16 protein-coding genes and 1 pseudogene are annotated in these 19,573 nt (G+C 63.7%); 6 read left to right on the top strand and 11 right to left on the bottom strand.

Annotation, left to right across the window (positions count from 1 at the left end):
• Nucleotides 1–123: 123 nt before the first annotated feature.
• From DYI37_RS00245 to DYI37_RS00230, 4 genes are all read right to left on the bottom strand, one after another.
• Nucleotides 124–1,437 (bottom strand): TRAP transporter large permease, encoded by a 1,314-nt coding sequence (locus DYI37_RS00245; RefSeq protein WP_116681208.1) that lies wholly within the window; start codon nt 1,435–1,437, stop codon nt 124–126.
• Entirely contained in the window at nt 1,434–1,967 is a 534-nt protein-coding gene (locus DYI37_RS00240; RefSeq protein WP_116681207.1) for a TRAP transporter small permease subunit, read from the bottom strand. Before DYI37_RS00240 ends, DYI37_RS00245 begins: the two co-directional genes overlap by 4 nt.
• Before the next feature lie 64 nt (nt 1,968–2,031).
• The gene (gene dctP / locus DYI37_RS00235; RefSeq protein WP_116681206.1) at nt 2,032–3,072 is read right to left on the bottom strand and encodes a TRAP transporter substrate-binding protein DctP; all 1,041 of its coding nucleotides are present in this window, start codon (nt 3,070–3,072) and stop codon (nt 2,032–2,034) included.
• A 55-nt stretch (nt 3,073–3,127) separates the two neighbouring features.
• Nucleotides 3,128–4,444, bottom strand: a complete 1,317-nt coding sequence (locus tag DYI37_RS00230; RefSeq protein WP_199520043.1) for a hydroxymethylglutaryl-CoA reductase, degradative — start codon at nt 4,442–4,444, stop codon at nt 3,128–3,130.
• A 127-nt stretch (nt 4,445–4,571) separates the two neighbouring features.
• On the opposite strand from DYI37_RS00230, the gene DYI37_RS00225 reads away from it, so the two are divergent.
• Nucleotides 4,572–5,984, top strand: coding sequence for an aminotransferase-like domain-containing protein (locus DYI37_RS00225; RefSeq protein ID WP_116681205.1), 1,413 nt, complete (start codon nt 4,572–4,574; stop codon nt 5,982–5,984).
• Nucleotides 5,985–5,992: 8 nt separating this feature from the next.
• Nucleotides 5,993–6,892, top strand: a complete 900-nt coding sequence (locus DYI37_RS00220) for a hydroxymethylglutaryl-CoA lyase (RefSeq protein WP_116681760.1) — start codon at nt 5,993–5,995, stop codon at nt 6,890–6,892.
• Nucleotides 6,893–7,069: 177 nt separating this feature from the next.
• On the opposite strand, the gene DYI37_RS00215 is transcribed toward DYI37_RS00220, so the two are convergent.
• From DYI37_RS00215 to mtnK, 4 genes are read right to left on the bottom strand one after another with little or no spacing between them, the layout of a single operon-like run.
• Nucleotides 7,070–8,068 carry a sugar-binding transcriptional regulator gene (locus DYI37_RS00215; protein WP_116681204.1) on the bottom strand — a complete coding sequence of 333 codons (999 nt, stop codon included), beginning with the start codon at nt 8,066–8,068 and terminating at the stop codon, nt 7,070–7,072.
• Complete coding sequence (locus DYI37_RS00210) at nt 8,043–8,702, bottom strand: class II aldolase/adducin family protein (RefSeq protein ID WP_116681759.1); 660 nt, start codon at nt 8,700–8,702, stop codon at nt 8,043–8,045. The genes DYI37_RS00215 and DYI37_RS00210 overlap by 26 nt, the downstream gene beginning before the upstream one ends.
• 10 nt (nt 8,703–8,712) lie before the next feature.
• A complete protein-coding gene (gene mtnA, locus DYI37_RS00205; RefSeq protein ID WP_116681203.1) occupies nt 8,713–9,831 on the bottom strand; it encodes an S-methyl-5-thioribose-1-phosphate isomerase in 1,119 nt (372 codons plus the stop codon).
• A complete protein-coding gene (gene mtnK / locus DYI37_RS00200) occupies nt 9,828–11,138 on the bottom strand; it encodes an S-methyl-5-thioribose kinase (RefSeq protein ID WP_158555042.1) in 1,311 nt (436 codons plus the stop codon). The genes mtnA and mtnK overlap by 4 nt, the downstream gene beginning before the upstream one ends.
• Before the next feature lie 102 nt (nt 11,139–11,240).
• Here mtnK and DYI37_RS00195 point away from each other — a divergent pair, with 102 nt between their 5' ends.
• The 4 genes and pseudogenes from DYI37_RS00195 to DYI37_RS00175 form a co-directional block, all read left to right on the top strand.
• Nucleotides 11,241–12,806, top strand: a complete 1,566-nt coding sequence (locus DYI37_RS00195; protein WP_116681201.1) for a sugar ABC transporter ATP-binding protein — start codon at nt 11,241–11,243, stop codon at nt 12,804–12,806.
• On the top strand, nt 12,784–13,833 hold the full coding sequence (locus tag DYI37_RS00190; protein ID WP_116681200.1) for an ABC transporter permease: 1,050 nt from the start codon (nt 12,784–12,786) through the stop codon (nt 13,831–13,833). Before DYI37_RS00195 ends, DYI37_RS00190 begins: the two co-directional genes overlap by 23 nt.
• 29 nt (nt 13,834–13,862) lie before the next feature.
• Nucleotides 13,863–14,909 carry a substrate-binding domain-containing protein gene (locus DYI37_RS00185; protein WP_425365017.1) on the top strand — a complete coding sequence of 349 codons (1,047 nt, stop codon included), beginning with the start codon at nt 13,863–13,865 and terminating at the stop codon, nt 14,907–14,909.
• 779 nt (nt 14,910–15,688) lie between these two features.
• Nucleotides 15,689–16,582: pseudogene (locus DYI37_RS00175) on the top strand (IS3 family transposase); the annotation flags it as partial.
• Here DYI37_RS00175 and DYI37_RS00170 read toward each other — a convergent pair.
• The 3 genes from DYI37_RS00170 to DYI37_RS00155 form a co-directional block, all read right to left on the bottom strand.
• On the bottom strand, nt 16,541–16,801 hold the full coding sequence (locus tag DYI37_RS00170; RefSeq protein WP_116681197.1) for a hypothetical protein: 261 nt from the start codon (nt 16,799–16,801) through the stop codon (nt 16,541–16,543). The pseudogene DYI37_RS00175 and the gene DYI37_RS00170 sit on opposite strands and share 42 nt — an antisense overlap.
• A 787-nt stretch (nt 16,802–17,588) precedes the next feature.
• Nucleotides 17,589–18,362: an SDR family NAD(P)-dependent oxidoreductase gene (locus DYI37_RS00160; RefSeq protein WP_116681195.1), complete on the bottom strand. Its 774-nt coding sequence runs from the start codon at nt 18,360–18,362 to the stop codon at nt 17,589–17,591.
• Nucleotides 18,363–18,375: 13 nt separating this feature from the next.
• Nucleotides 18,376–19,569, bottom strand: coding sequence for a zinc-dependent alcohol dehydrogenase (locus DYI37_RS00155; RefSeq protein WP_116681194.1), 1,194 nt, complete (start codon nt 19,567–19,569; stop codon nt 18,376–18,378).
• Between the last annotated feature and the right edge of the window lie 4 nt (nt 19,570–19,573).

The following is a 19,573-nucleotide window of genomic DNA, read 5'->3' as shown; positions in this document are numbered from 1 at the left end:
TTTCCCGCTGCCTTGAGCGCTCGGGTCGTACCCTCACCGCTGCGGCGAGGCTCGCCGTTCAGCGTTGGGGCGCGGTGGCTCATGTTCGGCCTGGTCGCCCCCCGAGCGGTCAACCGTCTCGGGTCAGTTCGACATCAGCGCCGGCAGGAAGGTCGCGATCTGGGGAAAGGCCACGCAGATCAGAAGCCCCACGACCTGCAGGACGAAGAACGGCAGGATCCCGCGATAAACGAGGCCCATCCCGACGTCCTTGGGAAGCGTGCTTTTGATGTAGAAGAGCGTGTAGCCGAAGGGCGGGCTGATATAGCCCATCTGGATCGTCAGGGCGTAGAGAACGCCGAACCAGATCTCGTCGAAGCCGAGGAAGCGGACGACCGGAAGGAAGACGGGAACGGTCAGGAGGATGATGCCGATCTCGTCGAGTACGGTGCCGAGGAAGACCAGGATAAGCATCATCACGGCAAGGACGAGATAGGGGCTGACCTCGAGCGACTGAATCGTTCCGAGGAGTGCATCCGCGCCCCCGAGCCCGGTGAAGATCGCGACATAGGCCTTCGCGCCAATGGTGATCCACAGGATCATCGCGGTCGCCTTCAGCGTCACGAGCGAACTTTCAGACAGTGTGGTCCAGGTGAGATGGCGCCGTGTCGCTGCTGCGATCGCCGCACCGAAGACGCCGACGGCCGCCGCCTCAGTCGGCGTGGCGATGCCGAAGAAGATCGAACCGAGCACCATGACGATGATCAGCGTCGGCAGGACGAGCGTGCGCAGCGCGCGCAGCTTCTCAATCATGCTGGCCCTCGGGATGTCGGCGACATCGGGCACGAGCTGCGGCCGCAACCGCGAAACGATCACGATATAAGCGATGTAGAGACTGGCGAGCAGAATGCCGGGCACGATACCGGCTATCAGCATCTTGCCGATCGAGACCTGGGCCGTGACGGAATAGACGATCGTAAGGATCGACGGCGGAATGAGGATGCCGAGCGTGCCGGACGCACAGATCGTGCCCGTCGCGAGCCGTGCGTCGTAGCCTCGCCGCATCATCTCCGGCAAGGCGAGGATCCCCATCGCCGTCACGGCCGCGCCGACGACGCCGGTCATCGCCGCCATGACAACGCAGATCACGACGGTGCCGATCGCCAAGCCACCACGGATGCGGCCGAACCACAGCTCCATCGCCCGGTAAAGATCCTCGATGATGCCGGACTTCTGCAGGATCACCGCCATGAAGATGTAGAGCGGAATCGCCAGCAGCGCCTCGGAGCGCATGGTGTCGAAGATCTGCAGAACGAGGATGATCAGGGCGCTCTGGTCCCAAAAGAGGACCGTGAACAGCACCGACAGGCCGCCAAGCACGAAAGCGACCGGCAGGCCTGTCAGCAGAAACGCCGTCAGCCCCGCGAACATCAGGATCAGAATGCCGGTGGAACTCATAGACCTTCCTCGACACCCGCACCGGCAGGCGGTGCCAGATCGTTGAACAGGAGGCGGAACCATTCCGCCACGGCCTGAAGGAACAGAAGCACCAGCGCGGCGGGGATGACGAACTTCACCGGCCAGATGATCGGGTTCCAGGAGGTGTAGGACGTCTCGCCGAGGTCGTAGGACTGCACCGCGAAGGGCCAGGCGTAGTAGAGAAGGACCGCCGCGAAGGCGGCGATCACCGGATAGTTGATCAGATCGAAAATGCGGTTCAGCCGCGGCGACGCGGCCTGCCGGACGAGATCGAGATTCACGTGACCGCCGATGTGGAGAAGATAAGGCCCGCCTAGAAGGAAATACGGACCGAACAGAAGTGTCGCGAGTTCGAGACCCCAGTCGGAAGGGGTGTTGAAGCCGTATCGCGCCACGACCGCGTAGAGCATGACGGGGACGATCACCAGCAAGAGCAGGCTGCAAGCTTTGAACAGCAGGCGATTGACGGTCGTCACCCCTTGCACGAAAGCGCCGAGGACGTGAGGCATCGGTCCCTCCCTGGATGGATTTCGGCTGCCGGGCGACCGCCCGCCGGGACGTGATGGGAGAGGACTACTCGATAAGGCCGAGCTCGCGCATCTGTTCGATCTGCGAATCGAGGATGCGGGTCGCGAGTTCGTTGTCCTTGGTGGCCACGCGCCATGCCTCGACCGCCTTCGAGCGGGCGTCCTTCACGTCGTCTTCCTTGAGTTCGATCACCTCGACGCCCTGCTCCTTGAACGCCTCGAGCGCGCTCTTGTCGCTTTTCGTCTTTGCCTCCTGATACTCCTTGGAGATGTCCCGGGCGGCAGTCGCGAGCGCTTCCTTGTAGGTGTCTGGAAGCTGATCGTAGGCCGCCTTGTTGGCGACGTAGGACGTTGCGGTCGTCGGCTGGTGGACGCCCGGCAGGATAATGTACTTGGCGACTTCGCCGAGACCGGCGTCGAGATTGGCCTGCAGGTCACCACGATCGGCAAGATCGATAAGTCCCTTGTCCAGCGCGGAATAGACCTCGCTCGTCGGCAGCGGCGAGACCGCGACGCCAAATGTGCTCATGACGCTCGAGGCTAGCCCTACGAAGCGCCCCTTCTTGCCGGAGAAGTCGGCGACGGTCTCGATCGGGACCTTCGAGTGGATCGGCTCCTGGTCGTAGATCGTCGGCGCGATGTAATACAGGCCAGCCGGGGCATAGGCCTCGCGAGCCATTTCGAGGCCGCCGTGCTCGTAGAACCAGTCCTCGTATTGCTGGGTCTCGGGATAGCCGAATGGGATCGTGCTGGTGAAGGCAAGCGCCGGAATCTTGCCGGCTTCGTAGCCGTCGAAGGTCTTCATCAGCTGGAAGGCGCCGCCGCGCACTGCGTCGAAGGCCTGGGCGGGGGGCACGATCTGGCCGGCCGAGAACAATTCGATCTCGAAATTGCCGTCGGTCAGCTCGGCAACGCGGTCGACGAACTTCTGCTCGTAGTTCTGCGGGGTCGTTCCGCCGTCCCAGAGCGCCTGCATGCGCCAGGAAACCTTCTCCTCCTGCGCAAAGGACGGAGCCGCCGAAAGCGAGAGCGCGGCGAGAGCCACCGATAAGCTCAGGACGGAGCGACGAGTCATTTTATAAAACATTGATAATTCCTCCTCTTTTCAATTGCTCAGGCCGCGACGGGCGCTACAGACCTCGTCACGCCTCCCCGCGTAACCTTGCCAGGATTTCCTCCGCACGGTCGGTGCGGACGTCGTGCGCCGCGGCGAGCTCGCCGGCGACCTTCTCGATCTCGTCGCCCACCGCCCCGGCGACGATGGCGATATTGCGGGCGTGGAGAGCCATGTGACCGCGCTGGATGCCTTCCGTCGCGAGCGCACGTAAGGCGGCCATGTTCTGCGCCAGCCCAACGGCGACGGTCACTTCGCCGAGTTCCTGCGCACTTGCGACCTTCAGGACCTTCAAAGCCGCCTGGGCAGCCGGGTGGGTCTTCGTGGCGCCGCCGACCAGCCCGACGGCCATCGGCATCTCCAGCGTTCCCACCAGCGCGCCATCATTGTCCACCTCCCAACTCGATAGCGAGGTGTAGCGGCCATTGCGGGCCGCATAGGCGTGAGCGCCGGCCTCGATCGCGCGCCAGTCGTTGCCCGTCGCCACGATCACGGGATCGATGCCGTTCATGATCCCCTTGTTGTGGGTGGCCGCCCGATAGGGATCGATGGCAGCGAGTTCGTAGGCTTCCATGATCCCGTCGATCATGCGCCGGCCGGAGAATTCCTTGGTCGCCAGCGCGGATTCCGGGATGCGCACCATCGCGCGGGACAGGCGGTGGTCGGCGAGATTGGAAAGGATGCGCAGGCGCACCGACCCGCCGGTGAGTTCCTCGACCGTCGGCGCGACGGCCTCCGCCATCGTGTTCACCGCATTCGCGCCCATGGCGTCGCGAACGTCGACGAGAAGGTGCAGGACGACCATCGGGCCGCGCGCGGTCTGCGGGAAGACATGGACCTCGATGTCCTTGCAGCCGCCGCCGAGCTTGACCAGGAAGGCGTCACGGCTGTTGGCGATCTCAAGAATGCGCTCGCGTGCGCCAAGAAGCTTCGTGCGCGCTCCGAACGGGTCGGTAATGCCGAGCACCTGAACCTGCGCCCGCATGATTGGGAGCGTCGATGACGTCCTGAAGCCGCCATGGTCGCGGGCAATCCGCGCCATGTAGGAGGCGGCCGCGACCACCGAAGGCTCTTCGACCGCCATCGGAACGAGATAGTCCCGGTCGTTGATGTTGAAATTCGTCGCGATACCGAGCGGAAGCTGGAACGTCCCGACGACGTTCTCGATCATTCCGTTGGCGCGGACGTCGTCGAGGGCGCCAGGCTGACCGAGGATGGCAACGTCGGCGTCGGACAGGCCGCAACTTGTCGCGAGCACGCCCAGTCGCTCCTGCGGCGTCTTGTTGCGATAGCCTTCGAGGCGCGAGTTCATGCCCTCGCCGAGAGCATCCGTCGACTGTTCCATTATTCCTCCCGACGCGGCATCCAAAGCTTGGATGGCGGCCAAAACTGTCCTACTCTGTCCATGACAATCAAGGGACAATTTCGGCCATCTTTTCGGTGACTGTCCCTATTATCAGACAGGGACAATCATGGCCGGCGAAAAGACGCGGGCCGCCGCGATCGTGGATGAGCTGTCGGCGCGGCTGGCTGCGGGACTTTACAAGATCGGAGAGCGGATGCCCTCCGTCCGTCGTGCCGCCGTCGAGCACGGCGTCTCCAAGAACACCATGGCCGAGGCCTACGACCGCCTCGTCGGTCAGGGACTCCTGCAGGCGCGGGCCGGTTCGGGCTATTATGTCTCGCGACGCAACGTTCCGGCCACCAGCGCCGGTTCGAAGAATATCGTCGCCGCGGTGGATATCGTTTCCCTGCTGCGCGAGCAGCTCGATCGCCACTACGAGGTGCGACCGGGCGACGGCCGCCCGCCGTCCTCCTGGATGGAAGGCTCCGAACTGCGCCGCCAGTTCGCCGGGTTCAAGACCGCTAAGGCGCAGGCGGAGGATTTCGGTTATGGCAGCACCAAGGGCTTCGAGCCGCTGCGCGACCGCCTGCGCCTGATGCTGATGGACCGGTCTATCCGGGCGGATCCCGATGGCATCCTCCTCACCCATGGCGCCAATCACGGCATGGATCTCATCATCCGCCATCTGCTGGAGCCCGGCGATACCGTCTTCGTCGACGATCCGGGTTACTATCCGTTGTTTGCCAAGCTGGCACTCGCCAAGGTCGAGGCCGTCGGGATTCGGCGCACGCCGGACGGTCCCGATCTCGATGACCTGAAGCGAAAGCTCGCGACCCACCGCCCGAAACTGTTCTTCACCCAGTCCCAGGCGCACAATCCGACCGGAGGCTCACTCGAACCGCCGGTGGCGTTCGGCCTCCTTCAGGCGGCCGAGCAATGGGGCTTCCTGATCGTCGAGAACGACGCCTTCGCCGACATCGTCCCGCCAGCCTTCTCGCGCCTCGCCGCGCTCGATCAACTCAATCGCGTGCTTTACCTCGGAACGTTCTCGAAGACGCTTTCCGCCAGCCTCAGATGCGGATTCATCGCCGGCCATCCCTCCCTGATCGGCCCTCTGACGGACATGAAGATCCTAACATGCGTCGCCACCTCCGATCACGTCGAGCGGTTTGTGTTCAATCTGATCCAGAGTGGCCAGTATCTGCGGCACCTGCGCCGGCTGCGCTCGAGGGTCGAAACCGCCAATGCCGCGACGGTCACCGAACTGGAGGCCATCGGACTTGGCGTCAGGACAAGCAGGGTTCCGGGCTTTTACGTCTGGGCCGAACTCGATCCTGCCCTCGACGAGATCGCGGTGTGCCGCGCGGCAGCCGAAGAGAGCATCTTCCTGGCGCCCGGCAGCGTCTTCTCGCCCAACCGGGCGGAGCCCTCGCCTCCGGCGATCCGGGTCAACGTCGCCTATGGCGCAGATCCTCGCCTCCTGGCGTTCCTGGAAAAATACGTCGCCGGGCAGCCGAGACATTTCCAAAAGCCGAAATGAGGAACATCATGCCCTTTCCCGCATCGGTCCGCATCGTCGAGGTCGCTCCGCGCGACGGGCTTCAGAACGAGACGAAGGCGGTTTCGCCCGACGTCAAGGTCGAGCTCATCGAGCGACTGTCGACGGCCGGTTGCCGGACGATCGAGGCGGGCAGTTTCGTCTCGCCGAAATGGGTTCCGCGGATGGCCGATACGGCCGAGGTGCTCTCCCGGATCCGGCGCGTCAGCGGCGTCGCCTATCCGGTCCTCGTCCCCAATCTGAGGGGGCTGGAAGCCGCGATCGCCGCGAGGTGCGAGGAGGTCGCCGTGTTCGCCTCGGCATCCGAAGCGTTCTCCCAGCGCAACATCAACTGCTCCATCTCGGAAAGTCTCGACCGCTTCGCCCCGGTGCTGGCCATGGCCCGCGAGCACGGCATTCGGGTACGCGGCTATGTCTCCTGCGTCCTCGGCTGCCCTTATCAGGGCGCCGTCGATCCCATCGATGTCGCCTCGGTGTCGCGCCGCCTCTTCGAGGCAGGGTGCTACGAAATCTCGCTCGGCGATACGATCGGCACCGGCACGCCGTTCAACGCGGTGAAGATGGTGGAAACGGTCGCCGAAGACGTTCCCATAGAACGACTGGCGCTGCATTTCCACGACACCTACGGCCAGGCCCTCGCAAACATCTACGCCTGCCTCGGCCTCGGCGTCTCGGTCATCGACGCCGCCGTCGGCGGGATCGGCGGCTGCCCCTATGCGAAGGGCGCCACGGGCAACGTCGCGACGGAGGATCTCGTTTACATGCTCGACGGAATGAACGTCGAAACGGGGATCGACCTCTCACAACTCATCGATGCCGCGCGATTCATCAGCGAAAAGCTGGGAAACCGCCCGAACTCCCATCTGGCTTGTTCGCTGGATCGCGGTTGATGGCAACACCGGGCCGAGCGTGGGCTGTCGGTCTCAGGGGTTGAACGACGCACAGCTGCCGTTTCAGTCCCTGACCTGCACTCTTTGGTCTTCTATGGTGGTCGATCGCAGATGGCGGCCGGAAGAGCATTTCGAAGGCTGGACTGCGCGTTTTGACGGTTGCCGACAGCCGGAATGTCAGGCTGCCGTTCCTTCTCCTACCAGGCAGGCAGCAGTCCGTTCATCGGTGACGAGATGGGTCGCGAAACCGCCGACGAGCGCAGCCCGGAGCGCTTCGACGCGCTCCGGGCCGGCGGAAACGACGATCCGCTTGGAAATTGCTCTGAGCCGGTCGAGATCGATACCGATGACGCGGCCATTGAGAGGCCCGGAGATCGGCACGCCATTGGCGTCGATGAAGCGACCGGCGATCACTGCGGCCGCGCCGTCCTCCTGGTAGATCGCAAGCTCCTGCTCGGTGGCGACACCGCATTGAACGATATGGCTGTCCACCGTGCTGAGCCCAATGGCGAACAGGGCCGCATCGCACTTCGCCATGCGAACGAGATGATCGGCAAGGATCGGTTCGGCGCAAAGGGCCGAGACGAGCGCCGGATCACTGAGGACAGCCGGCGCGTGGAAGTTGAAGCAGTCGGCGCCGAAGCGGTCGGCGATGAGCGCGGTGCAGCTCTCCGCCGTGAAGCGAAACGGAAGCGTCATGGAGCCGATCAGCTGCACGATGTGAAGATCGCGGCGGCTGCGCTGCGGCAGAAGGCTCGCGACCTCGTGAACAGTCTCACCCCAGGCGACCCCGAGCGAGTCGACGCCTTCCAGAAGATCGCCGAGCCACATCGCCGCCGCGCGGAAGACGCTGGGCCGAACCTCGCCGGCGAGCGACGGAACGATGTAGACCGCCTGCAGATCAAATCTGTCGGCGATCCGGTCGGCCAGTTCCTGACGCGCGGCGATACCCGGATCGAGCGAGATCCGGACGATCCCTTCCTGCTGGGCCTGGCGCAGATAATTGTGCACGCTCGCCCGCGAAACCTGCAGTTTTTCCGCGATCTCCGCCTGCGACAGATTATCGACGTAATAGGCGAAGGCGGCACGGAGCGGCAGGTTGTAGGCCGCGTCGATCGGGAGCGCGCCATGGAGCCCCGCGGCCGTATCGTCAGGAGCGGGGTTTCTGGATGCCATAGGTCTTGAAGAGCTCCAGGATACGCTGCATTTCCGCGCCGTCGATCAGGACCGGTTCGCCGAGCGAGCAGGCCGCCGCGTATTGCCGCGCCAGCGTCTCGACTTCCACGGCAAGACCGTAGGCCCTTTCCACGGAGGTGCCGAAGGCGATCTGCCCATGATTGGCGAGAAGGCAGGCCCTGCGCCCATCGAGCGCCTCGATCATCGCCTCCGACAGTTCCGCCGTCCCGAACGTCGCATAGTCGGCGCAGCGAATGTCCGCACCGCCGGCAACGCCGACCATGTAGTGGAACGCAGGGATCGACCGTCGCAGGCACGAAAGCGCGGTCGCGTAGGTCGAATGAACGTGGACCACCGCTTCCGCTTCGGCGCGCGTCCTATAGATGTCGAGATGCATCCGCCATTCGGAGGACGGCTTCATGTCGCCCGACCAGTCGCCGTCGAGCGACATCGGAACGATCATGTCCGGCCGCATCGACGTATAGGGAACGCCGGACGGCGTAATCAGCATTCCGTTTCCGTGACGCACCGAGACATTGCCTGACGTGCCCTGGTTGAGGCCCTCGGCGTTCATCCGAAGGCAGGTCTCGATCAGCGATGCGCGCTGATCAGCTTCGCCGTCCTGCGAGTTCATCGGAAGTCCTTCAAGCGGCATTGCCGATCCTGTCCTGGAAGCGCTCTGCGATCGCGGCGCGGTCCGCCGAGACGAGGCCGCGCTCGGTGATGAGGCCGGTGACCAGGCGCGCCGGAGTGACGTCGAAGGCGTAGTTGGCGGTCGGCGTATCGGTCGGCGAGATCTGCACTTCGACAATCGTTCCTTCGGCGGTGATGCCACCGACAATGCTGACCTCGCGCCCGCTTCGCTCCTCGATCGGAATATCGAAGCCGCTGTCGATGGTGAAGTCGATGGTGGACGACGGCAGGGCGACGTAGAACGGCACGTCGTTGTCGTGGGCTGCGAGAGCCTTCAGGTAGGTCCCGATCTTGTTGCAGACGTCTCCCGAGGCGGTCGTCCGGTCCGTGCCGACGATCACGAGGTCGACCATGCCGTGCTGCATCAGGTGACCGCCCGTATTGTCGACGATCAGATGGTGATCGACACCGGCCTTTCCGAGTTCCCAGGCGGTGAGATAGGCGCCTTGGTTTCGCGGGCGCGTTTCGTCGACCCAGACGTGGATGTCGATCCCCTCCTCATGAGCGCGGTAGATCGGCGCGGTCGCGGTCCCCCAGTCGACGGTCGCGAGCCAGCCGGCATTGCAGTGGGTCAGGATGTTGACCTTTTCCCCCGGCTTCTTCGTCGCTGCGATGCTGCGGATCAATTCGAGACCGGTCTCGCCGATCTGCCGGTTGATGGCGACGTCGTCGTTCGCGATCTCGCCAGCCCGCTTCCACGCGGCGGCTTCGCGTTCCGCATGACGCAGCGGCTTCAGAAGACCGAGCATCTCGTCGAGCGCCCAGCGGAGGTTCACCGCCGTTGGGCGCGTCGCATAGAGCGTATCGTAAGCCGAGGAGAGGCGCGCGTCCGACGCATCGTCCCGCAGCGCCAGCGCCACGCCGTAGGCGGCCGTCGCGCCGATTAGCGGTGCGCCGCGGACGAGCATATCGGAAATCGCGACCGCCGCGTCATCCAGCGTCGACAGGGTGATCGTCTCGAGGCGGTGCGGCAGCTTGGTCTGATCGATGATGCCGACCGCGCCCCCTTCGCCTTCCGCCGGAAGCCGCTCGACCCAGATGGTCCGCCAGTCCTTGCCGTCGACCTTCATCGCTCTTCTCCATCCACCTGCCTGGCCCGCTCGCACGCCTCCGCGAAGTTGCCGATGGCATGCCGCTCGACGAGCAGCATGCGTGCCAGCGCGAGCGCTCTCTTTTCCTGCTTCGCGCGCCGCTCGGCCGGCTCGATCGTCTCGAGATCGGCGACATGCGCGAGGCCGAGAATGCGGCGCGCCATCTTCGCGCCGGCGAAACCGATCGCCTCGACCTGAAGCCGGGCGAGATAGGTATTGCAGGCAGCGGCCGAAGCCTCTTCGTCGCCGACATCCTCGAACAGCGAGCGATGATAGCTGTCGCCGGTCCGTTCGGTCCGCCACAGTTCGGTGAACCGCTCGGCGAAGCCACTCCAGACGCGCTCGACCTGGGCGAGCAGCCAATCCTTCATTCCGGACCGATCGTCCGCGAGCCCGTCCTGGGCGTAGAAGGCGAGGAGAAGGTTCGCCATCAGCGCGCCGACGTCGAAACCCATCGGGCCGTAATAGGCGAATTCGGGATCGATGATCCGGACATCTTCGCTTCCGGTCTCGGTCCGCGAGACCATGACCGAACCCGTGTGCAGGTCGCCGTGAAGAAGCGCTTCGGTCCGCGTCAGGAACAGCGCCTTCATCTCCTGGACCGCATGCTTCCACTCCGCGTCGGCTCGAATGGCCGCAACCGTGTCGTCGAGTTCCGGGCTCGTCCAGCGGTTCAGCTCATGCGCGCGGTAGGGATCGGTGAAGACCAGATCCTCGGTGATCTTGCACAGCGCCGTATTGGCCGCGAAATGCACCATTTCCACCTTGCGACTTGCCGCGTCCAGCGACAGGTCGGATGAGCGGAAGAGCGTTTCGGCCATGAAGTTCGCGAGAACGTCGGCGGCGCTCTCGTGGCGTTCGCCTGCGATCAGCGCGTTGCGCCAGATCTTATGACGTCCGAGGTTTTCCATGACGATCAGGGCCTGACCCGGATCGTAGGTGACGATCTTCGGGACGTGGCCCGACCGCTGCGCCTGGCGGACGAGCGCGCCATGCTCGAAATGCGACCGATCGAGCGGCAGCGGCCACGACTCGCCGACGAGACGCACGAAGGGCAGAGCCTGCTTGGCGCAGAGAGAGCCGTTCGGGCCCTTCACGATATAGACGAAGTTCAGATTGCCATCGCCGACCTCTCGTACGGCCCATTCTGTTGGCCGGCCGCCAAGAACTTCCACGACCTCGGGGTAGGTCGCGAGCCGCTGGGCGACGTCGCACTCCTCCATCGGCCGATAGGACGAATAGTCGGGCCGTCCTTCCGTCTTCTGCACCGTCGTCGTCTCCGCCATCCACTCCTCCCAGATACAGGTTGGCATTTTCCAAACGCATTTGACATATGTCAAGAAATGCCGCAAGACGGCCTCGGTCGCTGATTGCTCTTGGGAGGAGACATGAGGGCAGGTTCCGGCGCCGGTGCCGCAACGCGTGCCCGGCCTTCCAGCTCGACGCCTGCTGCCGCCGGACGCTTCGTGCTCCGCGACCTGCGCAAGAATTTCGGCCGCAACGCCGTCCTTCGCGGCATCGATCTCACCATCGAGGCCGGCACGATCGTCGCGCTGATGGGGGCGAACGGGGCGGGCAAGTCGACCCTCGTGAAGATCATCGCGGGTGTCCACGACGCCAGCGCGGGTCAGATGCTCTGCGACGGGCGCCAATACCGGCCGACGAGCCCGAGCGACGCGCTGCGCGCCGGCATCGTGATCGTGCATCAGGCGATCAACGACAACGTCGTCCTCGACATGGATCTTCTGGAAAACCTCCTGATCGACGAGATCTGTCAGGGCCGTTCCATGTTCTTCCGCCGTTCGGCGATGGCAGAGAAGGCGCGCGAGATGGCGCGCCGGGTCGGCCTCGACATTCCGCTCAACCGGCGCGTCGCCGATATCTCGCTCGCCGACCGGCAGTTGGTGGCGATCGCACGGGCGCTATCGCACGATCCGAAGCTGCTGATCCTGGACGAACCCACCTCGGCGCTCTCCGACGCCGAGGCCGAACGTCTCTTCGGCGTTCTCGAGGCCTTGCGGGACCGCGGCGTCGCGACCCTCTACATCTCTCATCGCATGAGCGACATCAGACGGCTCGCGAGCCGCGTCCTGACGCTTCGCGACGGCCAGATCACCGGCGACTTCGCCGCTCCGATCGACTATTCCGCGGCCGTTCACGGCATGCTCGGACGCAGTCTCGGCGCCGCTGAGATAGAGCCGAAGCCTGCCGGTGCATCGGTGCTTTCCCTTCGCGGCCTGCAGACCGGCCCGCGGGTGCCGCCGATCGATCTCGACATCCATGAAGGCCAGGTCACTGCCATCGTCGGCCTCGTCGGCGCGGGAAAGTCGGAACTTGCCGAATGCATCTACGGCGTCCGGCAGCCAACCGCCGGCACCATGCGCCTCGATGGAAAGGACTACGTCCCGGCCTCGCCGATCAGGGCGGTTCGTTCCGGCATCTTCATGGCCGCGGAGGACCGCGGCGGCGGCTCCATCGTCGGCGACTTCGATGTCACACGGAACATCACCCTACCCTTCCTCGGCGCGTTCACCGCGGCGACCTTCCTGCGCCGTGGGGCCGAGCGCCGGCATGCGCGCCGTTCGATCGAGGATCTCGCCATCGTCACGCCCGGCGAGACCGCCCCCATAGGTGCGCTCTCCGGCGGCAACCAGCAGAAGGTGGTGCTGGCGCGGTGGCTGACCGGCAAGGCGCGTCTGCTCATTCTCGACGAGCCTTTCCAGGGCGTCGACATCGCGGCCCGCCAGGATATCGGCCGGAAGCTTCGTCGTACCGCCGATGGACGCGCGACGCTGCTTCTCTTCGCCGATCCGGACGAGGCGATCGAGATCGCCGACCGGATCGTGGTCCTCAACAACGGTGCCGTCGTCGCCGATCTCTCCGATCCGCCCTTCGACCGCCAGATGATCGTCTCCAGTCTTTCGCAGAGCCATGACCGACGCCACGCAGCCTGAACTCGACGCCGCTCGCACCGAACAGCGCGACGCACACCACGATGGGGGTGGCGTGACGGCCGCCATCGTCCGCTACGGGCTTCTCGGCCTTCTGGCCGCGATGATCATGTTCTTCACGCTGATGGAGCCTGCATTCCTTTCGGTCCGCAACCTCGTGATCGTGCTGCAGTCGGTTTCGATCGTCGCGATCCTCGCGCTCGGCGTCACCTGCACGCTGGTTGTCGGCGGGTTCGACCTGTCGATCGGCGCGGTCGCGGCGACCTCCCTCATGGCATCGTCCTATGTCATGGTGGTATTCGGCGGCGGCACGGTCGAGGCGGTCGCCGCCTGCATTGCGCTGGGCCTCCTGGTCGGCCTCGCCAATGGCCTCCTGATCGTCAAGCTGCGCGTTCCGGACCTTCTCGCCACGCTCGGCATGATGTTCCTCCTGCTCGGACTCCAGCTCGTTCCCACTGCCGGACGTTCGATCGCCCGCGGCATGACGCTGCCGGACGGCTCAACGGCGGACGGCTCGTTCACGAACGCCTTTCTCGCACTCGGCCGCTATCGCCTGTTCGACATCGTCCCGATCTCCGTCGTCGTCATGATCGCGCTTGCCATCCTCATCAGCGTCTTCCTCGGCCTGACTCGCTACGGACGGGTGATGTACGCGATCGGCTCGAACGCGCAGGCCGCGCGTCTTGCGGGCGCGGCGGTCGAGAAGTACCGCATCGCCGCCTACATGATTTCCGGCGTCTGCGCCGCGATCGGCGGCATCCTTCTTGCCGCCCGGGTTGGCCGCGGGGATGTCTCGTCCGGCAATTCGCTGCTGCTCGACGCGGTCGCGGCCGCCCTGATCGGCTTCGCCGTCCTCGGCTCAGGTCGGCCGAACGCGGTCGGCACGGCCATCGGTGCACTCTTCGTCGGCCTTCTTCTCAATGGCCTGACCATGATGAACGCGCCCTACTACACGCAGGATTTCATCAAGGGCGCCGTCCTCGTCGTTGCCCTCATGTTCACCTTCGGCCTCTCGGCCCGGACGCGCTGAAAACGACCAGAAATCTCGGAGGAACCATGCTGAAACTGACCAGACGCCTCTTTCTCGCGGCCGGCACCGCGGCGCTCGCCGTCACTCCGAGCCTTGCGCAGGACAATGCGTCCGCGCCGGCACCGTTCGACGGCGAGGAACGGCCGGTCGTCGCGCTCGTCCGCTATCTGTCGACGGGCGACTTCTTCCAGGCCTATCTCGCCGGTGTCGAGCGCCAGGCCGAGGCCCTCGATATCGAACTGCGCGTCTTCGACAGCCGTCAGGATGCCGCGCTTCAGTCCGACATGATGGATCAGGCGATCGGCCTCGGCGTCGACGGAATCATCGTGCAGCATGGTCTGACGGAATCGATGAAGCCGGCCGTGCAGCGCGCGCTCGATGCCGGCATCGACGTCGTCGCCTTCGACGTGGACGTCGAGAACGAGGCGGTTCCGCAGATCGAGCAGTCCGACCGCGACCTCGCCCGGCTCGCGATCGAACAGGCGATCGAGGACAACGGCGATAGTTTCGATGCCGGCTACGTCTATGTCGCTGGCATCGCGCCGCTCGACCGGCGCGATGCGGTCTGGCAGGAGATGAAGGAGGCCAATCCCGGAATCAACGAGTTCGCCCGCTTCGGCACGCTCGACAATCCGATCGCCAATTCGGTGGCGAACCAGGCGGCCGCCGTGCTGCGGGCGAACCCGACGATCAACGTGATCTTCGCCCCTTTCGACGAGTTCGCAAAAGGTGCGAAGATCGCCGTCGACGAGGCGGGGCTGTCTTCGGACATTAGGATCTATTCGGCCGATGTCTCCACCGCCGACATCCAGGCAATGCGTGAGCCTGGCTCGGCTTGGGTGGCGACCGCCGCAACGAACCCCACCGTCGTCGGCGAGGTCTCCGTTCGTGCCCTCGCCTCGTTGATGGCGGGCGAAGACGTCGACGGGCAGGTCGTCGTGCCGCCGACCCTCATCACCCAGGAGATGCTGAACGGCGAGGACATAAGCAACATGGAAGAATTGTCGGCGAAGATGCCGCAATTCTCCCATGCCGATGTCATGGTGAAGCCGTGGATGAAGTTGCCCGAGCGTTGAGACTTCCATTTCGGCCATGACAGAACGTCACCGCCAACCGCGCCTGTGCCCGGTTGGCGGTGCAGGCCCGTCGCATGATGAAGGTGCCTGTCCAGCCCGGCTCTGCCCGGCAAGGAACGCCTGCGCGTGCGGTCGTCGACCTCCAGCCCTCGCGGTCGCGCTTCTCGGACGGAACGGTTCCGGCTCGGGTCGCCTTGCCGAAACCTCGAGTTTGACGATCACGAACCGATGATCGCCGGTCCGCTGTCGAGCGCGGTGCCGACCGTTCAGCCCCTCTGGGCTTCGTCGATGAGTTGCTACCGTTCCTCTTCACTGAAGTTTCGCTCGATCGCGAAGTCGCAGGCAAACTCGGCAACTCCGGAGGGCGCGCCATTGCCCATCCTGTGCGTAACATCTACCGAGCCGCTGCCGAGCCGTTCCTGCCAGCCGAATGTTCGCGCCGCGATCCGGACACTCGCTGCATGTGCGCGCATTGCGTGGTCAGACTTGCAACCGGACAGTTCCCCGACCACCTGATCCGTCTTCATTGAAACAGTTCGACCTAAGCCAAACGGCAGCCTTCGGTGATTTGTGGAGTCGAATCGGACGATCGGAACAGGCGCAGAGCGGAAATGATTTTCCGACGCTGCTACCGTGCGCGCGAAGGACTTCAATCGCCTTCTTCGATTTGAAGTCGAACGTTTCTGAAGTCAGAGACCTCAGTTCATCCAGACAAGCGCATCGTCGTCTTCCATCGTTTCGCCTGCAGCTTGCAGGCTTCGCAGATCCAGCGCCACAACCGGGAACACCGTGATGTGGACCTCTGCGGCGAGATCCGCCGCGTGTTCGAGGCGAACTTCGGTGTCTATGGCGTGCGGAAAGTCTGGCGTCAGATGCGGCACGAGGGCTTCAACGTCGCCCGCTGCACGGTCGCCCGGCTGATGAGGGCCATGGGACTGAAGGGCGTTCTTCGCGGAAAGACGGTGAAGACGACGATCAGCGACAGGGCCGCGCCCTGTCCGCTCGACCGGGCGAACCGGCAGTTCCAGGCGCCGGCGCTCAACGGTTTGTGGGTGAGCGACTTCATCTATGGCGCCACGCGGCGCGCCCCTGCCGGCCTTGTACGCTTTTGAATTCGTCCAGTGGACGAATTCATCCGGGCAAGCCCGGACCGTCTCCCAAGCGTCTAGGTCGCCTTCGTCATCGACGCGTTCGCCCGCCGCATCGTTGGCTGGCGCGTCTTACGAACCGCTCTTGCCGACTTCGTCCTCGATGCTCTGGATCAGGCGCTTCATGACCGTCGCCCCTTCGCCGGCGGCAGGCTCGAGCACCATGGCGACTGCGGCTCGCAGTACAAGAGCATCCGCTACGCCGAGCGCTTGGCTAAGGCCGGCATCGAGCCGTCCGTCTGCAGTGTCTGCGACAGCTACGACAATGCCTTGGCCTAGACGATCAACGGGCTGTTCAAGGCCGAGGTCATCCATCGGCGCGGGCCCTGGCGCAGCGTCGAAGCCGTCGAGTCCGCCACCCTCGAATGGGTCGATTGGTTCAACAACCGCCAGCTGCTCGAGCCGATCGGCATATCCCGCCCCCCCGAGGCGGAAGCCGCTTACTACGCTCAACTTGTGGCCGTGCCGATCGCCGCGCAGGACTTAAGCCAACCGGTCTCCGGGAAAGCCGCGGCGGTTCACTAGGATGCCTGTCTCTCCGGTGACTTCGACGACAGACAAGTGGCCGGAGAGGAACTGCGCCGATTGAGGGAAATTCAGAGCGTCGAGGAAGGGCGACTGCACCGGTCGGCCGAACAGGAGCTCTTCACGAAGTAGGACGTCGATATCGCGCTCGTATAGACGCGGCAGCGGGATTTCAGGTCTGGCCGGCTCGTCCGGATCGATGTCATCAGAATTGATCATCCGCGCTCCGACGTGCCGAGGGTGTGGCTCTGTCGCTCGGCACTGAACATCAGCATATACCGTTGCGCGTTGACCGCCGGTCTCATCTGCGACGAACAGCCTGCTTTAATTGGAGAATTGTGGCGGAGAGGGGGGGACTCTCCGTTAATTAAGCCTAAATCCCGCAAATCCGGCTATCGCCCGAAACGACCACACTAATCTGCGATACACCGCACGATACACGAGGCGATACACGAAGCCCAGCGTTATGGACGAAGGCATGAGGAGCCCTTTTGTCTCGAACGGCGTTCGCGCCCTGGAAATCATTTCCCAGCAATCCGCCCTGCCCGATCGTATGATGGCATTCAGTGGTTGCGAACGTTCTCCGAACGGTCTCAAAGCGCTCGTCCTGACTTTCCGAGTTACTAATTCCGGGTCGATGAACGATATGGCTGAGAATACTTCTGGCCGCACCCCGATTTGATCGGACAGTTGGCATACTCGAAAGTGCGATGGTCGACGTGGTCGAAGAGCGGTTCGGCGTAACGTGGACGGCTCATGCACTCTGATATCTGTCCGAAACGGAAGCGCGTACATCGCGGCGATTACCGCAGATACCGCAGCCGCGCTTGGACTTGTACAGCTCGTCACGATGATTCGCGGTACGCAGTGGAACGGCATATCAAAGGCGTTCACGAGAACCTTGAAGCAAAGCTACGTTCGTGGACGCCGTGGCCATGGGACGGCGCCGAACAGCTAGTCGAAATCGGACTTTGCAAGAAGTTTGAGCGTACCTTGGAAGCCTCACTCATTTAGGCTTGGCGAGATGCCTATGCATTTTCGCAAGAAGTGTATCGGGAAGAATGCCGGCGAAGGTCGTTTGCACCCGGTTCATGAAGCTGCTCGCCACATTCACGTGACCTGCCATCATGGCATCGTAACCGATCCGCGCCACCTTCGCTGGATCTTCTTTCATGTCGCTGGATCCAACCGGCGTGTATTCCATTCCGCCGCGCTCAAAGACCTCCGTTTCCGTCGGGCCGGGAGACAGGTAGGTGACGGTAACGCCGGTGTCCCTCCATTCGTCCGCGAGCGCTTCGCACACGCTTTCCAAAAACGCCTTAGTGCCGTTGTAGACCGCCATGAATGGGCCGGGAATGTAACCTGCCGTCGAGCCAGTGACGAGAATCCTGCCTCGGCCACGCGCTCGCATGCGGTTTGCGACCGTATGGATGAGACGTAGGGTTCCCGAGACGTTAAGATCGACGATGCCCACCGCCCGTTCCAGATCCTGGTCGAGAAAGGCCCCGCCGAGCGTGCGTCCGGCATTTGCCAAGAGAACGTCGACGTCTCGCTCGCCGATGACGGAGAGGAGCGTCTCGATGCCCTGTCTCGTCGAAAGGTCGGTCACTACGGGCTCGACCTTCGTTCCGAGGCGGCCGACCTTCTCCGCCGCCTCCCGGATATCGTCTTCATCCGCACACAAGATCAGGTCGAAACCGTCTTCGGCGCACAATTTGGCGAGTTCGTAACCAATGCCTGTTGAGGCACCGGTTACGACCGCAAGCGATCTTTCGGTCATGGGATCAACCTCTTCACACGCCCGGCTTCAGGACAACCTTGGTCCAGTCGTTCTGATTATCCTTGAAGTTCTTGTAACCTCTCGGCGCCTCTTCCAGCGGAAGCCTGTGGCTGATCATGAAGGTGGTGTCGATCTTCTGCTCCTTGATCAGTTGCAGAAGCTCCTTAAGGTAGCGCTGGACATGGGTCTGACCGGTCTTCACCTGGATACCCTTCTCCATCAGTGCCCCGAGCGGGAACTTGTCGAGGAACCCGCCATAGACGCCCGGCATGGACAGGCGTCCACCCTTTCGGCAGGCGAAGATCGCCTCACGCAGGGCTCCCCCCCGGTCGGCACCGATCCCGACAGTCTGCTTGATCGTATCCGCGAGATTGAAAGCCTGCGCCTGATCGCCGAGCGAAAACCCGTGAGATTCCATCCCTACAGCATCGATGACGGCATCGGGACCGATGCCGCCGGTCATCTCCATCAGCGCTTCGGTGACGTTGGTCTGCTTGAAGTCGATCACCTCAGCGCCGGCCTGACGCGCGAGTTCCAGACGGCGCGGATAGTGATCGATCGCAATCACGCGCTCGGCTCCCATCCGAAGGGCGCTCTGGATGCAGAAAAGCCCGACAGGGCCACAACCCCAGATCGCGACCGTGTCTCCGTTCTCGATATCGGCATTGTCGGCAGCCATCCAGCCGGTCGGCAGGATGTCGGAGAGGAAGAGAACCTTGTCGTCTTCCAGATGGTCCGGCACCACGATCGGGCCGACATCGGAATAGGGAACGCGGACGTATTCCGCCTGACCGCCGGAAAAGCCCCCCGTCAAATGTGAGTAGCCGAACAGACCGCCCACGGCATGGCCGTAGAGTTGCTCAGTCATGTCCTGCTTTTCTGCGGGGTTGGCGTTGTCGCAGGCAGAGAACTGTTGCTTCTCGCAGAAATAGCATTTGCCGCAAGAGATGGTGAACGGCACCACGACCCGTTGGCCCTTCTTCAAGGTGCTTTTCTGGCCGACCTCGACCACTTCGCCCATGAACTCGTGGCCGAGAATGTCGCCGGAGAGCGTTCCGGGGATGACGCCGTCGTATAGGTGAAGGTCTGAACCACAGATCGCCGTCGAGGTGACCTTGATTACCGCATCGCGCGGATTGATGATTTCTGGATCGGCAACGGTATCGACACGAACGTCTTTCGTGCCGTGATAGGTGAGCGCGCGCATGATC

This window comes from Fulvimarina endophytica, from assembly GCF_003403015.1.
GTDB lineage: Bacteria > Pseudomonadota > Alphaproteobacteria > Rhizobiales > Rhizobiaceae > Fulvimarina > Fulvimarina endophytica.
The sequence above is the reverse complement of the archived record's forward strand: the minus strand, read 5'-3'. Positions and strand labels throughout refer to the sequence as shown.